We start from the raw sequence: 20,945 nt of genomic DNA, 5'->3' as shown, positions 1-20,945 counted from the left end.
TATACCCGGTGCGAGAAGCCCCTCATTCTGCGGTGATGGCCTCGAGCGGGCGGGTGCGAGCGGCGGTCACCGCAGGCCACAGCGCTGCGATCACCCCGACCACCGCGGCTCCGACCAGCGTCCCGCCGATCAGCGCCCACGGGATCACCACGCCTTCCAGACCCCAGTACGCCAGCGTCCGCACCAGCGGGATGCCGATCGCGAGACCCAGCACGGTGCCCAGCAGTGCCCCGAACACCGCGATGTACGTCGACTCGAGGTAGATCGTGCGGCGCACCTGCGCCCGGCTCATGCCCACGGCGCGGAGCATTCCGATCTCCTGCCTGCGCTCCACCACCGACAGCGCGAGCGTGTTCACGATGCCGAGCACCGCGATCACCAGTGACAGGGCCAGCAGCGCGTACAGCGTCGCCATCATCTGGTCGATCTGCGAGGAGATCGAGTTCTTGAACTGATCGCGATCCTGCACCTGGGCGGTGAGGTACTCAGCTGTGGCGTCCTCGAGTTGCTTACGCAGGTCGGCCGCCCTCACCCCGGGCTTCGCGGTCACCAGCACCGGGCCCGCGATCCGCTTCATCGCGACCGGCATGAGCTGCTCGTACGTCGGCCAGCCCACCATCGACGACGCGATCGCCTGGTTGTCCTCGAAGATCCCCGTCACCTCGGTGGCGACCTCGTCGCCGGTACCGCTGGTGAAGGTGACCGTCTGCCCCAGTTTCCAACCGTTGTCGCGCGCTTGCGAGGAACTGATGAGGAGCCCGTCGTCCGGCAGATCCAGGCTGCCCTCGAGCACGTTGATGGACGCGACGTCACCGATCGAACCACCGTACGGGGAGGTCACGTAGGTGTCCTTCCCGTCGTAGCGGGCCTCGCCGTATGCCTGCGCGACCACCTTGTCCGCTCCCGGAGCCTCCTTGACCGCGTCCACCACCGAGAGCGGCAGCGGCATGTTGTTGGTGCCGGTGACGATGAAGTCGGCGCGGATGCCCTTGTCGACCGACGAGTCGACGGTGCCCTTGAACGACCATCCGAGAGTGCCGATCACCACCACGAGCATCAGGCCGAGGGTGAGTGCGAACGCGGTGGCCGCGGTACGCCGCGGGTTGCGGACCGCGTTGGTCCTGGCCAGTTTGCCGACGGTGCCGAAGGGCTTCTGGAAGACGGCGCCGAACGCGCCCACGACGGGCTGGGAGATGGCGGGTGCCCCCAGCACCACGGCGATCACCGCAAGGAGCGCCCCGATTCCGACGATGGTGGCCGAGCCGGCCCCCTCCCCGAGTCCGCCGATCACCAGCGCGATGACGCCGAGGACACCGAAGACGGCCGCCAGCAGGGTCCGGACGCGGAGCGAGCCGGCGCCGGGTTCCACGGTGCTCTCGCGCATGGCCTCCACCGGCGGGATGCGCGAGGCCCGGCGTGCCGGGATCCATGCGCTGAGCAGGGTGACGACGACTCCGACGAACACCGCGGAGATGATCGCGGCCGCGCCGACCTGGATGCCGTTGGACGGCAGGCCCTGCGATTGGGTGTACGCGAGCAGGCCTGCGGCGATCGCGACACCCAGCGCCAGACCGATCAGCCCGCCGATGACGCCGACGATCAGCGCTTCGAGCAGCACCGACCGGGAGACGTTCTCCCGGCTCGCGCCGATCGCGCGCAGCAGCGCGAGCTCACGGTTCCGCTGGGCGACGATCATCGAGAAGGTGTTGTAGATGATGAAGGTGCCGACCAGCAGGCCGATCGCGGCGAAAGCCAGCAGAATGGCCCGGAAGATCGTCAGGAACTGCTGGATGCTCTCCTTCTGGTCCTCGCGCACCTGTTCGCCGGTGCGGACCTTGTACAGCTGATCGAAGTCGGTCTTCCCCGATCGGGCGACCACGTCGGCCAGATGGGCGTGGACGGCGTCGCGCAGTTGGTCGTCGGACACCCCGGGACGGGCCGCGAGGTCGACGGTCGAGACGTACTTGCCATCCGAGAACAGCTTGGCGGCGGTCGCCTGGTCGAAGAGCACCCCGACATAACCGCCGGTGGACGACGGCATGTCGGTGAGACCGACCACGGTGACGTCCATCGGCGGGGCCAGCCCGGCTCCGACGACCACCTTCGTCCGGCTCCCGACCTTGAGCCCGCCCTTGTCGGCGGCCTGGGAGTTGACCGCGATCTCATCGGACTTCTCCGGTGCGCGGCCCTCGCTGAACTTCATGTCCTCGCCGACCGCCTCGTCGGGCGGGAGGTAGCTCATGCCGACGCTCGGCGCTCCGCCGGTCTGGACGGCCCGGCCGGACGAATCGGCGAGCGTCACCGGCCCGGAGTTCGAGGCGGCCACCCGTTCGATTCCGAGCTTCTGCTCGTTCTTCTTCAGATCGTCGACGATCGTCACGGGCACGCCGGGTGCTTCGTTGCCCGCCGCGGTGATCTCGACCGCGACTCCCTGCGCGACGTTGTCGAAGATCGAGTTGAAAGCGGTGGCCACGGTCGAGGTGAAGATGACCGCGCCCGCGACGAAGCTGGTGCCCAGCACCACCGAGAACACCGTCAGGATCAACCTGATCTTGTGAGACGCAAGGCTTCTCAGAGAAACCTTGCGCATGACGTTGGCAGCCATCGGTTCAGTTCACCTCGCCGGATCCGGCGGGACGCGTCGACTGCCCGTGGTCGTCCTGTCCCGGTGCCGAGTCGTCGAGATTGCGCATCACCTCGAAGACGTCGTCGGCGGACGGGCGCTGCAGTTCCCGGACGATCTGGCCGTCGGCCAGGAAGACGACGCGGTCGGCGTACGACGCCGCGCGCGGATCGTGGGTCACGATCACCACGGTCTGGTTGAACTCGTCGGTCGCGGCGCGCAGGATGGCGAGCACTTCACCGGACGAGCGGGAGTCGAGGTTGCCGGTGGGTTCGTCGCCGAAGATGATGTCCGGACGTCCGACGAGTGCGCGGGCGCAGGCCACGCGCTGCTGCTGGCCGCCGGAGAGTTCACTGGGACGGTGGTTCAGTCGCGGCCGGATGCCGAGGCGGTCGATCACCGTGTCGAACCACGGGCGGTCGACCTCGCGGCCGGCGATCCCCTGTGGCAGGGTGATGTTCTCCTCGGCCGTCAGCGTCGGCACCAGGTTGAACGCCTGGAAGACGAATCCGATGCGGTCGCGCCGCAACTTGGTCATCTCCTTGTCGGACAGACCGGCCAGACCGACGTCACCGATGTGCACCTCGCCCTCGGTGACCGTGTCGAGTCCGGCCAGGCAGTGCATCAGGGTCGACTTGCCGGAGCCCGACGGCCCCATGATCGCGGTGAACTCTCCCGCACGGAATCCGATCGACACGCCCCGAAGCGCGTGCACGGCGGTGTCGCCGCTGCCGTACGTCTTCACCACGTCGTCCGCACGCGCCGCGATCATTGCATGCTTGCCTGCCGGTGCTGTTTCTGTCATGCAGACAAAGGTGTCAGAATTGCGCCGCCCGCGCATCAGGGACCACCCGGAATCACCGCCTCGCCCGACGATTCGCCGCGCGATCCGGACCTATCGGGCTTCGGCCTGCCGGGTTCCGGCGTAGTAGCGGCGCAGGAACTCATCGCGGTACTCGACGTAGTCGCCTTCGTCGATCGCGCGCCGGGCGCGATCGACCAGGGTGATCGTGAACGAGAGGTTGTGCAGGGTCGCGAGCGTGGACGCCAGACCTTCCTTCGCCTTGAACAGATGGTGCAGGTAGGCACGGGTGTACTGCGTCGAGTAGTTGTCCAGCTCTTCATCGAGGGACCGGAAGTCGTTGCGGTACTTGGCATTCGTGATGTTGTACCGGCCGTCGAACGAGTAGATCGCACCGTTGCGCGCCACCCGGGTCGGCGAGACGCAGTCGAAGGTGTCGGCGCCGTTCTCGATGGCGGTGAAGATGTCGTCCGGCTCGCTGATCCCGAGCAGATGCCGCGGGGCGTCGTCCGGGAGCTCGTCGGTGACCCATCCGACGATGGTGCCGAGATTGGCCTTCTCCAGCGCGCCGCCGATGCCGTAACCGCCGAAACCCTTGCCGCCGTTCTCACGATCGATGCGGCTCAGCTCGACGAGGTCGCGAGTCGCCTTCCGCCGCAGGTCCTCGTACTGCGCCCCCTGCACCACACCCCACAGCGCCTGCTGCGGACGATGCGAGCGCTCGACGGAGAGCCGGTTGTGTTCGGCGAGGCACCGAATGGCCCACTGCCGAGTGCGTTCGAGTGACCGCTCCTGGTACCCGCGCGTATTCATCAGCGTGGTGAGCTCGTCGAAGGCGAAGATGATGTCGGCGCCGAGCCGGTGCTGGATCTGCATCGACACCTCGGGGGTGAACCGGTGCATCGACCCGTCGAGGTGCGATTTGAAGGTGACTCCGTCGTCGTCGACGTTGGCCAGCCGCTCCTTGCCGTCGGCGATCTTGTGGTCGTCCTGCTCGCCGACCAGGTCCATCGCGATGACCTTCTTGAAGCCCGCGCCCAGCGACATCACCTGGAAGCCGCCGCTGTCGGTGTACGTGGGTCCGGGCCAGTTCATGAACCGGCCGAGACCGCCGGCCTGATCGACGATCTCCGGCCCCGGCTGCAGATAGAGGTGATAGGCGTTGGCGAGCACGGCCTGCGCGCCGAGCGCGGCGACCGACTCCGGCAGGACCGTCTTGACGGTGGCCTTGGTTCCCACCGGGATGAACGCAGGGGTCTGGATCTCGCCGTGCGGTGTGGTGATGGTCCCGGTGCGCCCGGTGGTGCCTTCGAGGCGGGTTCGCGGAGCGAAGTGGCTGGTGGTCACGCAGGCCATCATCCCAGCCGTGCGCTCGGCCGCTCAAATTCGTTAGCGTTGTGCCCATGACTCGCACGATGAAACTGGCCGCGACCGCACTCCTCGTCTGTTCGATCGCCCTGGCCGCCACCGCCTGCGGTTCGGAGAACGAGGCGTCGTCCGGCGCCGACAAGTCCGGGGCCTCCGCGGTCACCGGTTCCAGCGACACCAGCGTCCCGGTGGTCGGCGGACCGAAGCCCCAGAGCACCGCCGCCACGGACGAGAGCACCGGCGAGGCGACGTCGTCGTCCGGGGACAAGACCTGCGGCCCCACCAAGGGGCCCGACGGCGCCCTCCAGATCCACATCGTCGCGGGCGACCTGTCGTGCTCGTCCGCCAAGGACATCGCGAAGCAGTACGGACCCCTGATCGCGACCGGCGCACCGCAGACCGTGTCGGGCTGGGACTGCGGACCGTCGACGACCGTCGGCGAACTCGCCCGCTGCACCAAGGGCGGCCAGGCCTTCGCGCTGATGCCCAACTGAGGCTCGCAGGCCAACACGCGCAGTCGAGCGCGCAGTAGACCGCTCAGTAAACGCGACATTCGGCGACAGAACCCCCGTCCGGGACGGGGGTTCTGTCGCCGAATGTCGCGTTTGTGTGTGGTGACGCGGTGCGACGCTCAGCCGAGCGCCTGCACCACTCGTTCGAGGGCGGCGACCCGGCTGCCCTTGACCAGCACGGCGTCGCCGCTGCGGAGTCCGCTCAGGGCGTCGACGGCGCCCTCGATGCCCGAGACGTGCGCCACGCCGTCGCCGTAGGCGGGCTCGTCCACCGCGATCACCGTCACGCCCAGTTCACGGGCCCGCTCGGCGACGGCGCGGTGGGCGGCGTCGCTGTCGTCTCCGAGTTCGGCCATCGTGCCGAGCACCGCGAACCGGCGTCCGGCCTCGACGCGCGCCAGTGCCGACAGGCCCGCCGCCATCGACGTCGGGTTGGCGTTGTAGGCGTCGTTGATGACGACGACTCCCGCGGCCGTGGTGCTCATCTCCATCCGCAGTCCGGACAGACCCGCGCGCAGCAGACCGTCGGCGATCCGCTCGACCGACACCCCCACGCCGCCGCCGGCAGCGGCCGCGGCCAGGGCGTTGCCGACCTGGTGCTCGCCGCGTGCCCCGAGCCGCACCGGCACGCTGCCCCACGGGCTGTGCAGAGTGAAGGCCGCACGCAACTGGTCGTCGAGCACGATGTCGGTGGCGCGCACGTCCGCGGCGGGATCGACACCGTAGGTCACGACCCGCGCGCTGGTCCGCGACGCCATCGCCGCGACCACCGGGTGGTCGGCATTGAGAACGGCGAGCCCGTCGGCAGGCAGAGCCTCGACGAGTTCACCCTTCGCCCGTGCCACATCCTCGATGCTGCCGAACATCTCCAGATGCACCGCCTCGACGCGGGTGAGCACTCCGACCGTCGGGGAGGCGATGGAGCACAGCTGTGCGATGTGACCGACACCGCGCGCGCCCATCTCCAGGACGACGGCCTCGGTGTCGTCGGGTGCGCCGAGCAGGGTCAGCGGCAGCCCGAGTTCGTTGTTGAACGACTTCTCGCTCGCGGCGGTGCGGAAGGTGGTCGACAGCACGCCGGCGAGCAGGTCCTTGGTCGACGTCTTGCCGACCGAGCCGGTGACGCCGACGACGCTGCCGGTGAGTCCGGCGCGGACGAAGCGACCGAGATCGGCGAGCGCCTCGGCGGTGTCCGCGACCTGGACGGCCGTCGCGGCGAGGGCCGGATCCGGCGTCCGATCGGTCAGGTACACGGGAGCGCCGGCCTGCACCGCCGCCGGGATGTAGTCGTGGCCGTCACGCGCGGCGACGATCGGCACGAACAGCTGACCGGGCCGCGCGGACCGCGAGTCGATGCTCGCGGAATCGACCGTCACATCCGGTCCGTGAAGGGTGCCGCCGGTCGCGGCGGCGATCTGACTGGCGAGGAGATGCACGACAGACCACGGTACAAGCAAGCACGTATGGTTGCATCCATGAGCACCCCCCTCATCCGCCTGGTCGTCCTCTACGGCGGAGTGTCCGCCGAACACGACGTCTCCCGTGTGAGCGCCGCCCATGTACTGGCCGCCGCGGACCGCTCCAAGTACCGCCTGATCCCGGTCGGCATCGACAAGCGCGGCGGATGGCACCGCAACGACGCCGCGGCCGAAGCCCTAGCCGCCGGCGCGGAACTGCCGAACAGTCTCGACGTCGAAGGCCCCGAGGTGAATCCGCTTCAGGTGCTGGCCGGCCGTCCCGAAGACCTCACCGTGGTGTTCCCGCTGCTGCACGGGCCGCACGGCGAGGACGGCACCGTGCAGGGCATGCTCGAGCTGTTCAAGCTGCCGTACATCGGCTGCGGAGTGCTGGCATCGGCGGTCTGCATGGACAAGGCGATGGCGAAGGAGATCGCCGCTCGCGCGGGCATCCCGCAGTGCAAGTGGATCACCTTCCGCGACGGTGTGGACGACGCCCGCCAGGTGCTGGCCGACGCGACCGAGCAACTCGGTCTGCCGGTGTTCGTGAAGCCGGCGAACATGGGCTCGTCCGTCGGCGTCAGCCGCGCCGACTCGATCGAGGAACTCGACGCGGCGATCAACCACGCCCTCCGTTACGACGACGTGGTCGTCATCGAGGAGACGGTGACCGGCCGCGAGGTCGAGGTGGCCGTCCTCGGCAACGCTGCCCCCGACGCGTCCCTCCCCGGAGAGATCAAGCCCGGCAGTGACTTCTACGACTACGAGGACAAGTACGTCACCGGCGCCGCCGAGCTGATGATTCCCGCACCGCTGTCGGACGAGGCGATCGCGCAGGTGCGCGAGCTGGCCGCCGACGCCTTCGTGGCGTTGCGCTGCGCGGGTCTGGCGCGCGTCGACTTCTTCTACGAGGAGGACGGTCGCGGCTGGCTCCTCAACGAGGTCAACACGATTCCCGGTTTCACCCCCGCATCGATGTACCCCAAGATGTGGGAGGCCACCGGGATCACCTATCCCGACCTGATCGACCGCCTTGTGACGCTGGCGCTCGAAGTGCATCGCCGACGGAGCTCGTTCTCCACCGAGCACTGAGCGTCATCGGTCGGTGCCGATCACCTCACCGGTGGCGGCGTCGACGACCACTTCGGTGTCGTCGCCGGCTGTGCCGACGTTGATCTCGTACACCAGGCGGCCGTTCTCGCGATGGAGCTTCCACTCGGACACCGGTCCGGCGACTCGCGCCTGCGCGGCCCTCATGGCGCGATCGGGTTCGACGGTGACTTCACCCGCCTCGAACCGCTCCGCGCCGGCGTGGGCTGCGTCGTCGCCGTGGAGATCGTCGGTCGTCTTCGCGACCACGCCGCCGTTCGCGGCGTCGATCGTGATGTCGGATTCCTGTGTGCCGGAGGCCAGCTCGATCTCGTACGCGGTCCGGCCGTGCTCGGTCTCGAGCTTGACCGCGGTGGGCGACCCGGTGAACTGCGCGCCGGCGGTCCGCAGTGCGTCGCGCCAGGAGACGGCGGGCGCAGTCGCGGCGAGATCGACACCGCTTCGCGACGGCGCGGCCGACGCCGCCGACGACTGTGACCCGGCGGTCTGGGTGATCGTCTCGGTCTTCGTCTCCGGCGTCGCGTCGTCGGTTCCGCACCCGGCGAGCAGACCTGCGCCCGCGGCCAGTACCGCGGCTGCCGAGAGTCTGATGTTCAGCGCATGTGTGTTCAAGGCGTGTCCTCCCAGAAGAGAAGTCTCGTCACGTGACTCACACCGTACGGACATTCTCCGGGCCGGACATTGGAAAAGGCCCCTGACCTGCTCTGCAGATCAGGGGCCCTCGGCGGTGGCGGAGGGATTTGAACCCCCGGTGCGGGGTTACCGCACACGACATTTCGAGTGTCGCACCTTCGGCCGCTCGGACACGCCACCGCGAAGAACTGTACCGCAGCCCGTCACCAGCACGAAATCGGCAGGTCAGACCCAGTTTCTCGACGATTCAGTGTCCGGAGCGCTTGTTGACGAGATCGTCGAACTTCTCCTTGGCCGTCTCGACCGCGCCGGTGACCTGCTCGCTGTTCGCGATCTCGGCCAGCTTTCCCTTCGCCGTCTCCACCGCGCTCACGACGTGCTCGTTGCTCGCGATCTCGGACAGCTTGTCCTTGGCCGTCTCCACGGCGCCGGCGACGTGCTCGTTGGCGGCGAACTCGGTCAACGCGGACTTCGCGTTTTCCACGCCGGTGACCTGCTCGCTGTTGGCGAATTCGTCGACCTTGCGCACCACCGTGTCGACGACCTCGGTGATCTTGTCGATGGGATCGGACATCTCATTCCCCTTCTCGCGATGTCTGCGCGGGCTGCGCCCACCTCCTCAATCTGCCACAGGCGCACGCGCGCGGCGAGAGCCCGGAAGCGAATTCAGGGATAGTTCAGGGCTGACCCCGACGGCCGGCGAAGAAGTCGCGGACCAGGGCGGCGCACTCGTCCTCGCGGACCCCGCCGAGCACCTCCGGGCGGTGCAGCTGCCGCTCATCGCGCAGCACGTCCCAGAGTGACCCGACGGCGCCGGTCTTCGGCTCCCAGGCACCGAAGATCAGCCGCGAGACGCGCGACAGTCCGATCGCGCCGGCGCACATCGTGCACGGCTCCACGGTGACGACCAGGGTGCAGCCCGACAGCCGCCATCCGTCGCCGTGGCGGGCGGTGGCCGCCCGCAGCGCCAGGATCTCGGCATGAGCGGTCGGATCGCCATCGGCTTCGCGGCGGTTGGCGGCACGGGCCAGCTCGCTCCCGTCCGGCCCGAAGACGACTGCCCCGATCGGGACATCGCGGGAGTCCGCATCCCGTGCCGCTTCGAGTGCGACGGACATCAGGGCCGCCGCGTCCCGGTCCACCGCTCCCCGATCCGGTCGCGGGCTGGGGTCCACCGGCATGGACCCGGTCAGCGACCGAGCTTGTCGAGTTCCGCGGCAAGCTCGTCGGCGAAGCCGAGGCGCGCGGCGATCATGCCGATCTGCTCGTCGGCGTACAGATCGGTGTCACCGACGATGATGCTGAGCACGGCGTCCGGCAGACCGAGGTCGGCCAGGATCGAGAGGTCGCCCTCCTCCCACGGATCCACGTCGTCGAGCTCGTCGGGATCGATGTCGGGGATGTCGACGTGCAGCGCGTCGAGGGCGTCGGCGGCGATGTCGTACTCCACCGCGGCGGTGGCGTCCGAGAGGAGCACGTGGGCTCCGGCGGGAGCCGGCCGGACGATGAGGAAGAACTCGTCGTCCACGTCCAGGAGGCCGAACACGGCTCCGGTGGCCCGCAGTTCCCGCAGCTGCAGTTCGGCGTCGTCGAGACTGTCGAGAGCGGACGGCTTCAGCGTCGTGAGCTTCCACCCCGACTCCTCGCGGACGACCGCGACAGCGAATCCTTCGACCTCGTCGTATTCGCTCTGCGCACCGGGCTTCGCCATGACCGCCACCGTAGTCGGTTTTCGGGACTCTCCCAAGTCGAACCGACCCCGATGTGCCACGCTGGAACCGTGTCTGCTGCACCGTCTCGCCCCGTCTGCATCCTCGGTCTCGGCCTCATCGGCGGGTCCCTGCTCCGCCGCCTCTCCGACACGGGCGGTCCCGCGTTCGGCTACAACCGCTCGGCGGGCACCGTCGAGGCCGCGGCGGCCGACGGCTACGACGCCTCCACGGACCTGTCCGCGGTCCTCGAGCGCGCCCGGAACGACGACGCGATCGTCGTTCTGGCGACTCCCTTCACCGCACTCGAACCGATGATCACCGCGGTCCGGGAGCTGGCGCCGGACTGTCTTCTCACCGATGTGGTGAGCGTGAAGGAGCAGGTCTCCGACCTCGTCCGACGGCTCCATCCGCGGGCCCGGTACGTCGGCGGGCATCCGATGACCGGCACCACCGAGTCGGGTTGGCCGGCCACCGACCCGGCGCTCTTCGAGGGCGCGATGTGGATGGTCGCGACGCACGACGACACCGTCGCCGACGACTGGCTCGACGTCGCGGGGATCGCCCTGGCCGCAGGCTCGTACGTGGTACCCGCCGCGGACGACGCGCACGACCGCGCGGCGGCGGCGATCTCCCACAACCCGCATCTGACCGCCGCGGTGACCGCCACGGTCGGCGCGGGTGAGAGCGACCTCGCGCTCCGGCTGGCCGCAGGCAGCTTCCGGGACGGCACTCGGGTGGCGGGTACCGCCCCCGACCTGCAGCGGGCGATGCTCGAAGCCAACTCGGTGGCCCTGCTCAACACGCTGAGCGAGACGATCGACCGGTTGATCACCGCGCGCGACGCACTGCGCGAGCACGGCGACGTCGCGGTGATCGTCGACGACGGCCACCGCGCGCGGCGCAAGTACGAGCGGATCGCCGGATCGCCGCCGGAGCCGATCACCGGCGTCCGGATCGGCGATGCCCGGTGGCAGGAGGAATTGCGCAGGCAGGCCCACCTGGCCCGGGTGTGGATGGGCTGAGCGGCCCGGATCAGATCAGCGTCGCGATACCCGCGTAGTCGCGCACGATGCCTGCGTCGTCGACCGTCAGATCGCGACGTCCCTTGGGACCGATCACCGTGACGCGGCCTTCCGGGCCGCCGACGTAGCTCTTCTGCACCGAGTCGATCTCACAGTCGGGCAGCCGGAGCCTGACGACCGGGACGTCGTCGCGGCAGACGCCGTCGGCGATCCCGAAGCGCCGGATCGGCAGTCCCTTGAAGAAGGGCGAGAGCTCCAAGTCGATCATCTCGGCCCCGTCGAAGTCACTGCGCACGGTGCTGGTCGGCGACTGGACCATCCAACGACCGTCCATGTCACGGCTGATGTCGAGCGAGCTCTCGCCGCCGGCGCGCAGCAGGCGCACCGACAGCCGCCGCGTCACCCCGCTGTCGTTGGTGACGAGTTCGTACGATGCGGAGTAGGCCTCGGTGGTGTCGGTGGCGGCGGCCACGATGCGGCCGTACGCGCGGACCCGGGCACCGCTCAGATTCAGCCGCACTTGCTCGAACCGATCGCCGTCGGCGCTACGCCAGGTCAGCATCGCTTTCACGCCGGCATCGGCGGACGACGCGTCGAAGGAAGTCATTCTCTAACGGTAGCGTCATCCCTCGTATCGACAGGTGAGCATGCCCGAAGACTGCGCGTCCTGCGTCGTCTGACGGTCGACCACCTTGCCGTCGACCGTGATGCTGCATGACGCCGGATCGGTGTCCGAGAGGATCACGCTGACCCGCAGCAGCGCGTTCTGGCTGCCGCGCACGGTGTGCCGCCACGTGCCGCCGGCGTTGCGTTCGATCTTCACCGACGTGTCGTCGACGTACAGGATGGTCGCGCGCCCGGAGTCGACCTGGTACTCCACCGTCGCGGCGCCGGAGTGGACCGGCGGCTGTGCGCTGTCGGGATCGCGCGGCACCGACTGTTCGGGTTGGTCGGGCAGGCCCCGCAGATAGGGATCGTCGGTCGACTGCGCGTCGGGCGGATCGGCTCGCCGCACCGGGTCGTCGTCGCCGGTCGGAAACATCCGGAAGGCGAGCGCAAGGCACAGCACCCCGACGGCGACGACGGCGACGCCGACGGCGAGACCGCGACGTCGATCCGGAGGTGGCTGCGGCGCGGGCGCGGGTGGGGTGGGATCGGGCGGCGCGGCCGCGGGCGGCGGCCCGGCGAGAGCGCGTTCCCGGTCGTCGTAGGTGAACAACGGAGCGCCGTGCTCGCTGTAGCCGAGCGGTGGGTACGACTGCCCGGGAGCCAGCGGCGGCCGGTATCCCGGCGCCGGCTGCGATGACCGGTCCACGGCGGCTCCTCCCGACGACGTCCTCCCTTCGATGGTGCCAGAGGCGACGGCCCGGGCACGCCGACGGCCCGGATCCCCGATCGGGAATCCGGGCGGTCGCGGCCGGATCGGTCAGGCCTTGACGTCGGACGGATGCGTCGCCAGCGGAGTCACCGTGATGTCCATGTACGGGAACAGCGGCAGCCCCGACAGGATCTCGTGCAACTCGTCGTTCGACTCGACGTCGAAGATCGAGTAATTGGAGTACTCGCCGACGATGCGCCAGATCTGCGGCCACTTGCCCGACCGCTGAAGCTCCTGCGAGTACGCCTTCTCCCGCGCGACGGTCTCCTCACGGACCGTCAGGTCCATGTCGTGCGGAATCCGCACATCCATCCGGACGTGGAACAGCATCGGCTCAGCCCTCCACCGGATCGAGCACGAAGCCGTAATCGATCGTGTAGCCGCCGTGACCGTCCGGCTTCGGGTCGAGAATCAGTTCCGGCTTCACGGCGTCGGCGATGTCGTCGCCGTTGTGCGGATCGCCCGGGAAGTACAGCTGGGCGGTCAGCAATTCGTGCCCCGGAGCCGAGACCTTGACGTGCAGGTGAGCCGGGCGCCACGCGTGCCAGCCGGCCGCGGCGATCAGCTTGCCGCACGAGCCGTCCGTCGGGATCTGGTAGGGGGCGGGACGGATCGTGGTGATCTTGAACTTGCCGTCGGGGCCGGTCGAGAAGGTGCCGCGCAGATTCCACTCCGGGATGCCCGGGGCGAACTGCGAGTAGTAGCCGTCGGCGTCGGCGTGCCACAGCTCCACCTTGCCCTGCAGCGGGGTGCCGTCGGTGGAGGTGATCTGCGCCTCCCAGACCAGCGGATCGCCCGCCTCGCCGTCGCGCATCGGGATGGTGCCCTCGGCGCCCTGCTCGGGCGCATCCGGGACGTAGTACGGCCCTTCGATCGAGCCCTTGTTGCCGTGGCGGTGCGCGGTGTTGACGTCCTCGACGACGTGCTCCACCCACACGTCCAGGAACAGCGGCCACTCGCCGTCGAGGCCCACCTGGATCATCCACGCCTTGAGGGCGTTGTACTCGTCGTAGGTGACCTGGTTGTCGCGGATCGTCTGGTGGACCCCGGCCAGCACCTGGCGGGCGAGCTTGTCGACGCGCTCGGGGCTGACGTTCTTGACGGCGTCGTACGGCGACTTGTCCTGCTGGAAGCGCTCGGTGGCGGATGCGCCTGACGCCGCGGCGGACGGGCTGTGCTCGGTGGTGGTCATGACTGTCTCCTTTGATCTTCAGTTCGTCGTCTCGCCCATGGGCTGTGCGAGGAGTCGTTCACTTGTCGGTGCGGTAGCGGTCGAGTTTGTCGGGGTCAATGTCGATTCCGAGTCCGGCGCCGGATGAGGTCTGCAGGCAGCCGTCACGGATCTGGAGCGGTTCGGCGAGCAGGTCGTCGCTCATGTCGAGGAAGTTCGACAGTTCGCCCGCATAGTGCGAGGTCGCTTCGAACGCCGCACCGAAGGCCAGCGCGCAGGCCGTGCCTATCTGGCCGTCGATCTGATTGCCCATCACCATCTCCAGGCCGAGGCCCTCCGCCAGGTGATGCACACGCCGCGACTGCGTGAATCCGGTGCGGGCGGTCTTGATGTTGATCGCCGTGGCCGATCCCGCGAGGATCTCGCGAGTCACGTCGGCCGGCGTGGGAACCGATTCGTCCGCGATGAACGGGATGTCGAGCTTGCCGACCAGCCAGCGACGCCCGAGGACGTCGTCGGCGGGGCAGAGTTCCTCGGCGAACAGCAGGTCGAGGTCGGCCATCTCCTTCATGGCGCGGGCCGATTCGGCGGCGGTCCAGCCGCGATTGCCGTCGATGTACAGCTCGACGCTGTCGCCGAAGTGTTCGCGCAGCGCCCGTACGACGGCGATGTCGAGCTCGGCCGGGCGCCGCCCGACCTTCACCTTGAACGTCGAGATACCGTGCCGCTCGCGCACCTTCTGAGCTTCGGCGACCATCTTCGCCGGATCGTCGAAGCCGAGCATGTGGCTCACCCGCATGCGGTCGGTGTATCCGCCGAGGAGTTCGGAGACCGGCTGCCCGAGGGTCTTGCCCAAGGCGTCCCACAGGGCCATGTCGATCGCCGACTTGGCGGTGGGATTGCCGACGGTCCGTGCCAGCCTCGCCCCCACCTGTTCGCGTTCGAGCAGGGTGAGGCCGTGCAGTTGTTCGGCGAAGACGTCCTCGATGACGGCGACGATGCCGCGCTGGGTCTCGCCGTAAGTGTAGGGCCGCGGCGGCGCCTCGGCGACGCCGATCACCCCGTCGTCGGTGTGCACGCGGACCAGGACGTGCTCGGCCGCGTGCACCTCGCCCGAGGCGAAGTGAAGGGGTTTGAGGTAGGGAATCGAGAAGGGAATCGATTCCACCCGGGTGATCTTCAACGTGTCTCTCCCATCGAGGAGTCCAGGGCCCGCGCGGACGCGGACGCGAATGCAGCGGCGGCGACGGCGGCCACGGCGTCGACCACCGGGTTGTCGTCGCCCGCGCGCCGGGCGAGAGCCACCGGCATGGTTCCGGTGTCGGGCAGGTCGCGCACCACGACGTTCTCCAGCGGCAGTGCGCGGACGGAGGCGGGCAGCAGGGCCACGCCGAGTCCGGCGGCGACCAGCGCCAGGAGCACCGGGGTGCCGGAGGCGTCGTGGGCGCGGTGCGGGACGAAGCCCGCTGTGCGGCAGGTGCGGACGGCGGCCTCGTTGACCGCCGAGTCGCGACTGTCGTACATGACGAACGATTCGCTGCGCAGATCGTCCACCGAGACCACCGGTTCCACCGCGAGACGGTGGTCGGAGGCGACCGCCAGGACGAGTGGCTCCACGTCGATCGTCCGGACCTCGATCCCCTCTCCGACCACCGGCGGCCGGAGTACGCCGAGGTCGATGGCGCCGTCGCGGAGCCGATCGCACTGGTCGGGGGTCAGCAGATCGGAGACGATCCGCAACTCCACGTGCGGCAGTTCGCTGCGGACGGCCCGGGCGATGCGCGGCAGATGCGAGAACACGGCGATGCCGGTGAGTCCCAGGCGGACCACACCGCTGCGGCCGGCCGCGACGCGCTGCACGCCGTCGACGGCCGCGTCGATGCCCACCAGAATCCGGTCCACCTCGCCCTTGAGGAACTCACCCGCCGCGGTCAGCGTCACCTGACGGGTGGTGCGGGCGAACAGCGAGACCCCCAGCTCGGCCTCCAGTTGGCGGATCGCGTACGACAACGCCGGCTGCGCGATGTGCAACCGGTCCGCCGCCCGCCCGAAATGACAGGTGTCGGCGACGGCGGCGAAATATCGCAGATGCCGTAGCTCCATGTCGCGCTCCTGTCGGTGTGTCGATTCACCGGCCGGGACGCATCGTCATAGTCGCCCCTCTGTGTGATCCGGATCATCCGTACGACCACGGTAAGCACAAGATCCATACGACACCAGGACTCATTTTCGCCTTATTGATCTGTCCTGTTTATGAATCTACGCCTGGGTCAACACTGGGGTTTCTACTGGTGTGAGTGCCATCACGAGATGGGACCGTCGAGGGACAACGCACACAGGAGGTTCTCAATGACTGCGACCAGTTCTCGCCCCAGCGCGTCGATTCCCGGTACGGCGATCACCGCGGACACCCGCGAGCACGTCCGCGAAGTACTCCGGGACGCCGTCATCGACGACCGCGAGGCCGGGGTGTTCCGCGCCAACCGCCGGATCTTCACCGACGAGGACATCTTCGAACTGGAGATGCGGCACATCTTCGAGGGGAACTGGATCTACCTCGCGCACGAGAGCCAGGTCGCGAACCCGGGCGACTACTTCACCACCTACATCGGCCGCCAGCCGGTGGTCATCACCCGCGGCCGCGACGGCGAACTCAACTGCCTGATCAACGCCTGCGCGCACCGCGGAGCGATGATCTGCCGCCGCAAGACCGACAACCGGATGACGCTCACCTGCCCGTTCCACGGCTGGACCTTCCGCAACGACGGCACCCTGCTCAAGGTGAAGGACCCCGACGGCGCCGGATACCCGTCCACCTTCGACTGCGAGGGATCGCACAACCTCACGAAGGTCGCGCGGTTCGACAGCTATCGCGGGTTCCTCTTCGGCAGCCTCAACGCCGACGTCCTCCCCCTCGAGGAACACCTGGGCGACACCCGCCGGGTGATCGACATGCTCGTCGACCAGTCGCCGGACGGCCTGGAGGTGCTGCGCGGCGCGTCGACCTACACCTACGACGGCAACTGGAAGGTCCAGGCGGAGAACGGCGCCGACGGCTACCACGTGACCGCGACGCACTGGAACTACGCCGCCACCACCTCCCGGCGCACCACCGGGGAGTCGAAGAACGACGCGAAGGTGCTCGACGCCGGCGGATGGGGCAAGTCCGGCGGCGGCTACTGGTCGTACCCGCACGGTCACCTGTGCCTGTGGACCTGGGCGGCCAACCCGCAGGACCGGCCGCTGTGGGACCGGATGGACGAACTCAAGGCCCAGTTCGGCGAGGCCAAGGGCGAGTTCATGGTGAAGGGCTCACGCAATCTGTGCCTGTATCCGAATGTCTACCTGATGGACCAGTTCTCCACCCAGATCCGGCACTTCCGCCCGATCGCACCGGACAAGACCGAGGTCACGATCTACTGCATCGCGCCGAAGGGTGAGAGCGACGCCGCCCGTGCCCACCGCATCCGCCAGTACGAGGACTTCTTCAACGCGTCGGGAATGGCGACGCCGGACGACCTCGAGGAGTTCCGGTCGTGCCAGCTGACCTTCCGCGCGACCGCCGCGCCCTGGAACGACATGAGCCGCGGCGCCGAACACTGGCTCACCGGTCCGGACGAGGTCGCCACCGCGCTCGACATGCCGAACGTGATCTCCGCCGGCCTGAAGAACGAGGACGAGGGTCTCTACCCCGTGCAGCACGGCTACTGGCTCAAGACCATGCGCCGCGCCGTCGATGCCGAGGACGTCGAGACCGCCGTCGGCTGAGCGCGATCGGACCACCACTTCGTACCCGAGATCGGACAGGACTCATGACTACCGCCCAGACCACTCCGGCCGACACCGACGGCCGCAAGCTCATCACCCAGAACGCCATCGAACAGTTCCTCTACCGCGAGGCACGGTACCTCGACGACCGCGAGTTCGAGAAGTGGCTCGACTGCTACGCCGACGACGTCGTCTACTGGATGCCGTCGTGGGCCGACGACGATCGCCTCACCGAAGACCCCCGACGGGAGATCTCGCTGATCTACTACGGCAACAAGGGCGGGCTCGAGGACCGGGTGTTCCGGATCCGTACCGAACGGTCGTCGGCGACGTCGCTTCCCGAGCCGCGCACCAGCCACAACATCACCAACGTGGAGGTGATCGAACGGCGCGGCGACATGGTTGACGTCCGGTTCAACTGGCACACCATGTACTTCCGCTATCACACCGTCGACCCGTACTACGGCACGTCGTTCTACACGATCGACTTCTCCGGCGAGGCACCGCTGATCCGCCGCAAGACCGTGGTCCTCAAGAACGACTACATCCACCACGTGGTGGACGTCTACCACTTCTAGGGACTCACCATGACTGTCACTTCCGGCCCCGCATCCGGACGCACCGCGGCACCCGCCGAGGCGCCGACGCACCGCGTCGCACTCGCCTTCGAGGACGGGGTCACCAAGTTCATCGACTGCCGCGAGGACCAGACGGTGGCAGACGCGTCGTACCGGCAGCGGATCAACATCCCGCTCGACTGCCGCGACGGCGCCTGCGGCACCTGCAAGGCCATGTGCGAATCGGGCGACTACGACGGCGGCACGTACATCGACGACGCCCTGTCGCCCGCGGAGTCGGCCGACGGCTACGCCCTGCCGTGCTGCATGAAGCCGCGGTCGGACCTGGTGCTGCAGATCGCGGCCACGTCGGACGTCGCCAAGACCCAGGCCGCCGAGTTCAGCGCCACCGTGGTCGGGCTCGAGCGCCTCTCGCCCACCACGATGCGCCTGTCCGTCGAGATCCCGAACCGCTCCGAGCTGGCGTTCCTGCCCGGTCAGTACGTCAACATCGACGTTCCGGGCACGGACGACGGCAGCGGGAGTCCGGTGCGCCGCTCGTATTCCTTCGCGAACGGACCGCACGAGGACACTCTCGTCTTCCTGGTGAAGCTGACTCCCGGCGGCGCGATGTCGACCTATCTCACCGACCGGGCGTCGACCGGCGATCTGCTGACGCTGCGCGGGCCGCACGGATCGTTCTTCCTGCGCGAATCGATGCGGCCGGCACTGCTGCTCGCCGGCGGCACGGGCCTCGCGCCGATCCTCGCGATCCTGCGGAAGCTGCGCCACGACGGCAGCGCGCGCCGCATCCATCTCATCTACGGCGTCTCCACCGACGACGACCTCGTGGAGACCGAGACGCTCGACCGGATGCAGTCGGAGGTCGCCGGATTCACCTGGGACCACTGCGTCTCCGATCCCGGCAGCAGCGCCGCGAACAAGGGCTACGTCACCTCGCTGATCGCTCCCCGTCACCTCTACGGCGGCGACGTCGCGACCTACCTGTGCGGGCCGCCGCCGATGGTCGAATCGGTGCGCAGACACTTCGTCGAGGCGGGGATCGAACTGACCGGGTTCTACTACGAGAAGTTCGCCCTCGCTGCGGGCCCGTCGCCCGCCGAGCCGGTGACCGACGCAGTCGCGGCATCGGCGTCGGCGAACGCCGAGGCGCCCGTCGACGTGCCGATCGCGCCCGCCCTCGACGCCCGCGCCGTCGCGGGGCAGCCGGTGCTTCCGGCGATCAGCCTGCCCGGTCTCGAACCGCGGTCCGCGCCGGGCGCGGACGAGTCCCGGGCCCGCATCGCCGGGCAGCGGATCTGGCCGGAGCCGACCGCCGCCGAACCGTCTGCTCTGCTCGACGCCGACACCGGAGTCCTGGAACCCGGTGCGGCCAGGTCGATCGCCGGGCAGGAGGTGTTCCCCGGCTCGGCTGCCGCCCCCGTGGCGGACGTCGACGCGGCCGCCGAATCGGTGGCGACCCAGCCCGGGACCACGGCGGACGAGCCCGCGAGCATTGCACCCGCAGAGGTCCCGACGGTCGGTTCCGAGGGTTATGAGATCGGCGAAGAGCATCCCGAGATCCACGAATCCGATGCGCTCTTCGAAGCCCGAGCCGCGCTGGAACTCGGTGCTCTCGAGTTGATGATCGGCCGGATGACCTCGCAGCAACTCGCCGGGTATCGCCTCCTCGCGGAGGCCACCGTCCCGTACGTGGACGGCGATCGCTTCGTCGACTCAGCCGAGTACACGGCCACCAACGCCGCTTTCCACGACTACCTGTTCCACGTCACCGGCAACACCCACCTGCTGGAGGCGTACACCGCGCTCGGGGTCAAGGGCCGGATGAGCGAAGTACTGCGGACCGCCACCTGGTGCCATCCCCTGTGCACCCAGGACCATCTCGACATCGTCGCCGCGTTCGAAGCCGGAGACCGCGACACCGCCCGCGCCCTCATCAGCGCACACGGCGAACGATCCAAGCAGACGATGCGGCGAGCGATGGCCGACGAACTCGCCGCTCGCAAGCCACGGTTCGTGACTCCGGGACGGTTCGCCGGGAAGGTCGTCGTCGTGACGGGCGCCGGGCAGGGCATCGGCGAGGCCACGGCCCGCCGGATCAGCGCCGAGGGCGGACGCGTGGTGGTGGCCGACCGGTCCGAGTACGCGCGCACGGTCGCGTCTGATCTGTCGGCGAGCGGACCCGGCGCGATCGCGGTGAACGCCGATCTGGAGTCGTATGCCGGCGCCGCGGAGGTGATCGATCGCGCGCTGGCCGCCTACGGGCGGGTGGACGTGCTGGTCAACAACGTGGGCGGCGCCATCAACTTCAAACCCTTCACCGAGTTCACCGACGAGGAGATCCGCGCCGAGGTGGACCGTTCGTTGATGACCACGCTCTACGCTTGCCGCGCGGTGCTGCCCACGATGGTGGAGCGAGGCGGCGGCGTCATCGTCAACGTCTCCTCGGCGGCCACCCGGGGCATCCATCGGATTCCGTACTCCGCGGCCAAGGGCGGGGTCAACGCGATCACCGCCTCCCTGGCGATGGAGTACGCACCGGCCGGTGTGCGAGTGGTGGCCACTGCCCCCGGCGGAACCGACGCCCCGCCGCGCCGTGTTTCACGGGGAACACCGGTGCCGGCCGACGACACGCAGCGCGAATGGTTCCAGGCACACATCGACCAGACGCTCGACGCCTCCCTGATGAACAGGTACGGAACCCTCGACGAACAGGCCGCGGCGATCTGCTTCCTGGCCTCCGACGAGGCCTCGTACATCACCGGTTCGGTGCTTCCGGTCGCCGGCGGCGACCAGGGGTGAGCCCCATGC

Annotated in this window: 20 protein-coding genes and 1 tRNA gene; 6 read left to right on the top strand and 15 right to left on the bottom strand. The window is 68.8% G+C overall.

Annotation, left to right across the window (positions count from 1 at the left end; all coding sequences use genetic code 11):
* Positions 1-22: 22 nt before the first annotated feature.
* From Y710_RS02255 to tgt, 3 genes are all read right to left on the bottom strand, one after another.
* Positions 23-2,605: an ABC transporter permease gene (locus tag Y710_RS02255; protein WP_062366182.1), complete on the bottom strand. Its 2,583-nt coding sequence runs from the start codon at positions 2,603-2,605 to the stop codon at positions 23-25.
* 4 nt (positions 2,606-2,609) lie between these two features.
* Positions 2,610-3,428 carry an ABC transporter ATP-binding protein gene (locus Y710_RS02250; RefSeq protein ID WP_051999670.1) on the bottom strand — a complete coding sequence of 273 codons (819 nt, stop codon included), beginning with the start codon at positions 3,426-3,428 and terminating at the stop codon, positions 2,610-2,612.
* Between the two features lie 90 nt (positions 3,429-3,518).
* Entirely contained in the window at positions 3,519-4,781 is a 1,263-nt protein-coding gene (gene tgt / locus Y710_RS02245) for a tRNA guanosine(34) transglycosylase Tgt (RefSeq protein WP_039867817.1), read from the bottom strand.
* Between the two features lie 47 nt (positions 4,782-4,828).
* Here tgt and Y710_RS02240 point away from each other — a divergent pair, with 47 nt between their 5' ends.
* Positions 4,829-5,287: a hypothetical protein gene (locus Y710_RS02240; RefSeq protein ID WP_006897445.1), complete on the top strand. Its 459-nt coding sequence runs from the start codon at positions 4,829-4,831 to the stop codon at positions 5,285-5,287.
* Between the two features lie 137 nt (positions 5,288-5,424).
* Here Y710_RS02240 and murF read toward each other — a convergent pair whose 3' ends face one another.
* Positions 5,425-6,741 carry a UDP-N-acetylmuramoyl-tripeptide--D-alanyl-D-alanine ligase gene (gene murF / locus Y710_RS02235; RefSeq protein WP_006897446.1) on the bottom strand — a complete coding sequence of 439 codons (1,317 nt, stop codon included), beginning with the start codon at positions 6,739-6,741 and terminating at the stop codon, positions 5,425-5,427.
* 39 nt (positions 6,742-6,780) lie between these two features.
* Here murF and Y710_RS02230 point away from each other — a divergent pair, with 39 nt between their 5' ends.
* Complete coding sequence (locus Y710_RS02230) at positions 6,781-7,854, top strand: D-alanine--D-alanine ligase family protein (RefSeq protein ID WP_006897447.1); 1,074 nt, start codon at positions 6,781-6,783, stop codon at positions 7,852-7,854.
* Positions 7,855-7,857: 3 nt separating this feature from the next.
* Here Y710_RS02230 and Y710_RS02225 read toward each other — a convergent pair whose 3' ends face one another.
* The 5 genes from Y710_RS02225 to Y710_RS02205 all read right to left on the bottom strand — a co-directional run bounded on the left by Y710_RS02225 (position 7,858) and on the right by Y710_RS02205 (position 10,216).
* Positions 7,858-8,484: a PepSY domain-containing protein gene (locus Y710_RS02225; RefSeq protein WP_006897448.1), complete on the bottom strand. Its 627-nt coding sequence runs from the start codon at positions 8,482-8,484 to the stop codon at positions 7,858-7,860.
* Between the two features lie 113 nt (positions 8,485-8,597).
* A tRNA-Ser gene (locus Y710_RS02220) sits at positions 8,598-8,685 on the bottom strand.
* Between the two features lie 67 nt (positions 8,686-8,752).
* Positions 8,753-9,079: a hypothetical protein gene (locus Y710_RS02215; RefSeq protein ID WP_062366179.1), complete on the bottom strand. Its 327-nt coding sequence runs from the start codon at positions 9,077-9,079 to the stop codon at positions 8,753-8,755.
* A 103-nt stretch (positions 9,080-9,182) separates the two neighbouring features.
* A complete protein-coding gene (locus Y710_RS02210; RefSeq protein ID WP_062366177.1) occupies positions 9,183-9,686 on the bottom strand; it encodes a nucleoside deaminase in 504 nt (167 codons plus the stop codon).
* An 8-nt stretch (positions 9,687-9,694) separates the two neighbouring features.
* On the bottom strand, positions 9,695-10,216 hold the full coding sequence (locus tag Y710_RS02205; RefSeq protein WP_006897451.1) for a tRNA adenosine deaminase-associated protein: 522 nt from the start codon (positions 10,214-10,216) through the stop codon (positions 9,695-9,697).
* Positions 10,217-10,285: 69 nt separating this feature from the next.
* Here Y710_RS02205 and Y710_RS02200 point away from each other — a divergent pair, with 69 nt between their 5' ends.
* Positions 10,286-11,239: a prephenate dehydrogenase gene (locus tag Y710_RS02200; protein WP_082781245.1), complete on the top strand. Its 954-nt coding sequence runs from the start codon at positions 10,286-10,288 to the stop codon at positions 11,237-11,239.
* 10 nt (positions 11,240-11,249) lie between these two features.
* Here the strand turns inward: Y710_RS02200 and Y710_RS02195 are convergent, their stop codons facing one another.
* The 6 genes from Y710_RS02195 to Y710_RS02170 all read right to left on the bottom strand — a co-directional run bounded on the left by Y710_RS02195 (position 11,250) and on the right by Y710_RS02170 (position 15,891).
* Positions 11,250-11,846, bottom strand: coding sequence for a putative glycolipid-binding domain-containing protein (locus Y710_RS02195; protein ID WP_062366173.1), 597 nt, complete (start codon positions 11,844-11,846; stop codon positions 11,250-11,252).
* A gap of 15 nt (positions 11,847-11,861) precedes the next feature.
* Positions 11,862-12,554: a hypothetical protein gene (locus Y710_RS02190; protein WP_062366171.1), complete on the bottom strand. Its 693-nt coding sequence runs from the start codon at positions 12,552-12,554 to the stop codon at positions 11,862-11,864.
* 111 nt (positions 12,555-12,665) lie between these two features.
* Positions 12,666-12,947, bottom strand: a complete 282-nt coding sequence (catC, locus tag Y710_RS02185; RefSeq protein ID WP_006897455.1) for a muconolactone Delta-isomerase — start codon at positions 12,945-12,947, stop codon at positions 12,666-12,668.
* A gap of 4 nt (positions 12,948-12,951) precedes the next feature.
* Entirely contained in the window at positions 12,952-13,809 is an 858-nt protein-coding gene (gene catA / locus Y710_RS02180) for a catechol 1,2-dioxygenase (protein WP_006897456.1), read from the bottom strand.
* 58 nt (positions 13,810-13,867) lie between these two features.
* Entirely contained in the window at positions 13,868-14,971 is a 1,104-nt protein-coding gene (locus tag Y710_RS02175) for a mandelate racemase/muconate lactonizing enzyme family protein (RefSeq protein WP_062366169.1), read from the bottom strand.
* Entirely contained in the window at positions 14,968-15,891 is a 924-nt protein-coding gene (locus tag Y710_RS02170) for a LysR family transcriptional regulator (RefSeq protein ID WP_062366168.1), read from the bottom strand. The genes Y710_RS02175 and Y710_RS02170 overlap by 4 nt, the downstream gene beginning before the upstream one ends.
* A gap of 246 nt (positions 15,892-16,137) precedes the next feature.
* On the opposite strand from Y710_RS02170, the gene benA reads away from it, so the two are divergent.
* Genes benA through benC form a run of 3 tightly spaced genes read left to right on the top strand, consistent with a single transcriptional unit; the run spans position 16,138 to position 20,936 of the window.
* Positions 16,138-17,556: a benzoate 1,2-dioxygenase large subunit gene (gene benA / locus Y710_RS02165; RefSeq protein ID WP_062366167.1), complete on the top strand. Its 1,419-nt coding sequence runs from the start codon at positions 16,138-16,140 to the stop codon at positions 17,554-17,556.
* Positions 17,557-17,600: 44 nt separating this feature from the next.
* Positions 17,601-18,134, top strand: a complete 534-nt coding sequence (gene benB / locus Y710_RS02160; protein WP_062366166.1) for a benzoate 1,2-dioxygenase small subunit — start codon at positions 17,601-17,603, stop codon at positions 18,132-18,134.
* 9 nt (positions 18,135-18,143) lie between these two features.
* A complete protein-coding gene (benC, locus tag Y710_RS02155) occupies positions 18,144-20,936 on the top strand; it encodes a benzoate 1,2-dioxygenase electron transfer component BenC (RefSeq protein ID WP_062366163.1) in 2,793 nt (930 codons plus the stop codon).
* Positions 20,937-20,945: the final 9 nt, after the last annotated feature.

The organism is Gordonia sp. QH-12 (assembly GCF_001578675.1).
Classification (GTDB): Bacteria; Actinomycetota; Actinomycetes; order Mycobacteriales; family Mycobacteriaceae; genus Gordonia; species Gordonia sihwensis.
Note: the sequence above shows the minus strand (reverse complement) of the source record. Positions and strands in the feature narration are given on the sequence as shown.